Here is a 2,419-nt window from a genome sequence, read left to right on the forward strand (position 1 = left end):
GAAGCGTAAAGAACTCCCATCATCGCAGGTCACAAGGCACTTCTTCATTTTCCCAAGCGTCATCCACAGGCATCGGTCGGTGGATCGAGGCTAAGCCAATCAGAGACGCTTCGCATGTCGCTCGCTCCTTTTCAGCGATCGGCCATGCCCCGGGGGGTGTTCGCCGCACCCGCCGGGGCCTTTCTGTCTCCGCATAGTATCGCCTTGTATCGCTACGTCTCTAGACGTATCCAGAAGTGCCGCCACGAAGGAGTACGCCTAGCTTCCAGCTATGGCCATTGATCCGGATGCGGAGATTGATCACGGCGCCCCGCTCACGCCGTACCGGCAACTCGCCGAGATTCTGCGTGCGCGTATCCGGCGAGGAGATTGGACACCAGGACGCGCGATCGCTTCCGAGACTCAGCTCGTGCAGCAATACGGGCTTGCACGCAGCACGGTACGGCGGGCTATCGCTGTCCTGGTGGAGTCCGGGGAGGTTTTCACAGTGCCCCAGCGCGGCACCTATGTGGCGGAAAATCCCAGTTCAGAGGCCACATAGTGCAGTACTGCGCTGGCGCGAGGTCTACCGACTCGTGGCCATAGCGAAACTCGGCGTCGCAGTCGTCTTCACGACCGCCTCGCACGCGCGGGCTCACTCGGCCAGGGCGAACCTCAGCTCTGGACCGAGCGCGACGCCGATCGACCCCACGCCTCTGACCGGCACGCGGAACCCGGCCCGCCGGTTGTCCTCCAGAACGCGGACGCATCGCACACGTGGCACTCCAGGGGCCCGTGGGAGGCGCTATACGTCGCCGCGACGGGGGTCGATGCGCTCGACGCCTGGCTGTGGTTGGTCCTCGACGGCCCTGTCGTCGATGGTGTAGTCGATCATCGGCCTGACGGTGACCACACCGTCCACGCCCTTGGCGAGCCGTTCGGCGATCTGGGCGGTGCTGCGGTTCTCGACCTCGCCACGCAGGGTGACGACGCCATCGTGAACCTGGACCTGCACGTCCTGTCCGGTCAGCCGCAGTATCGCTGTGAGGACTTCGTCGCGTATCTCCTCGCGGATCTCCTCGTCGGGGCGCAGGAAGACGCGCAGCAGATCCGGGCGGCTGACGATGCCGACGATGTGGTCTGCCTCGTCCACGACCACCAGTCGCTTGACGTGCTGGCGGTCCATCGCACGGGCCGCCTCGGCGACCGTCCAATCGGTGTGAGCGGTGGCCACGGGAGTGGTCATCAGCCCGGCGGCGTTCTCCGCGCGTGCCTTGGCCTTCTCATGCGGCCACCCGGAAGGTGTCGCCCGCCCACCGTACTCGTCGGGCTGTTCGGCCTGCTTGCGGAGCAGATCGGCTTCGGACACCAGTCCCAACGGCGCACCATGCTCGTCGGCTACGGGCACCGCGCTGATCCCGTGGCTGGACAGGACGGACGTGATCTCCTTGAACGAGGTGTCCGGGCGGACGGTGACAACATCGCGGGTCATCACTTCGCTGACAGTGCTGTGCTGGGTGGTCATGGTCGCGTCTCCTTCCAACCTGCGCGTCGCGCGGTGGACGCTGTCTCGCCCCCACCTCCACTGTGCTCCTCTTGCATCCGGTCGTTGCAGGGGCCGCCTCGCCCGCTCGGCACGGTGGTGAGCGATCGTGGGCCCGCTTGCCCCGTGGGCGCCGCACTCGGCCGGGTCAGCCATTGCGGCACTCCACCAGGCGCACTGTCCCGTCGCCTGCTGCAGCCGACGGAGCCGGCTCCGGCAACAATCGCGAGCCCACACCAGGCCCGCAACCAGCTACCACCCGCTACCCAGGAGCAGCCTGCTGCACCAGACGTCGGCGCCCTGCCGCGGTTGACGGGCACCTGCGGCGGCCGATCGTGTGCGCTGTGACTGTTCGCTGTAGATGGCGGATGTTTGCGATCGCTGGGCAGAGCACCGCGGCGATCACGCGACCTGCGGCTTCGGCAGCACTGACACCGGTTCCAGGCTCAGGTCAGCGAAGGTGGGTTGGATCGTGTGTCCGTATCGTGCTGTGTCAGCGCAGGACTGACCGTACGGCGTCAGGTGATCGGCCCACGACCGCCGTCCCGTCGTCCGCGGTGATGATCGGGCGTTGGATGAGGATGGGCTGGGTGGCCAGGGCTGTGATCCAGCGGTCGCGGTGCGCCGCGTCCCGCGTCCAGGTGTCCATGCCCAGGTCGGCCGCGGCTGGTTCTCCCATCCGGGTGATGTCCCAGGGCTCCAGGTGCAGCCGGTCCAGTACCTGCTCGAGCTCCTCTGTGGTCGGTGGCTGTTCCAGGTAGCGCCGCACTGTGTATGGGGCGCCCTCTGCGTCCAGCAGGGACAGTGAGCCTTTCCCGGTAACCGGTCGTCGCTCGCTGTGATCGCTGGGCTGTGCTGTGCCGCTGCCGTCGCCAAGTCCGCGCAGCCGTAAGGCCC

At 66.8% G+C, this 2,419-nt stretch carries 3 protein-coding genes; 1 reads left to right on the forward strand and 2 read right to left on the reverse strand.

What is annotated here, in order from left to right:
* Positions 1-271 precede the first annotated feature (271 nt).
* The gene (locus tag ACWDA7_RS52035) at positions 272-541 is read left to right on the forward strand and encodes a GntR family transcriptional regulator (protein ID WP_450615126.1); all 270 of its coding nucleotides are present in this window, start codon (positions 272-274) and stop codon (positions 539-541) included.
* Positions 542-784: 243 nt separating this feature from the next.
* Here the strand turns inward: ACWDA7_RS52035 and ACWDA7_RS52040 are convergent, their stop codons facing one another.
* Positions 785-1,504 (reverse strand): CBS domain-containing protein, encoded by a 720-nt coding sequence (locus ACWDA7_RS52040; protein WP_450615128.1) that lies wholly within the window; start codon positions 1,502-1,504, stop codon positions 785-787.
* A gap of 511 nt (positions 1,505-2,015) precedes the next feature.
* Complete coding sequence (locus ACWDA7_RS52045; RefSeq protein WP_450615130.1) at positions 2,016-2,327, reverse strand: ArsC/Spx/MgsR family protein; 312 nt, start codon at positions 2,325-2,327, stop codon at positions 2,016-2,018.
* Positions 2,328-2,419: the final 92 nt, after the last annotated feature.

The sequence above is a fragment of the Streptomyces sp. NPDC001156 genome (genome assembly GCF_053598275.1).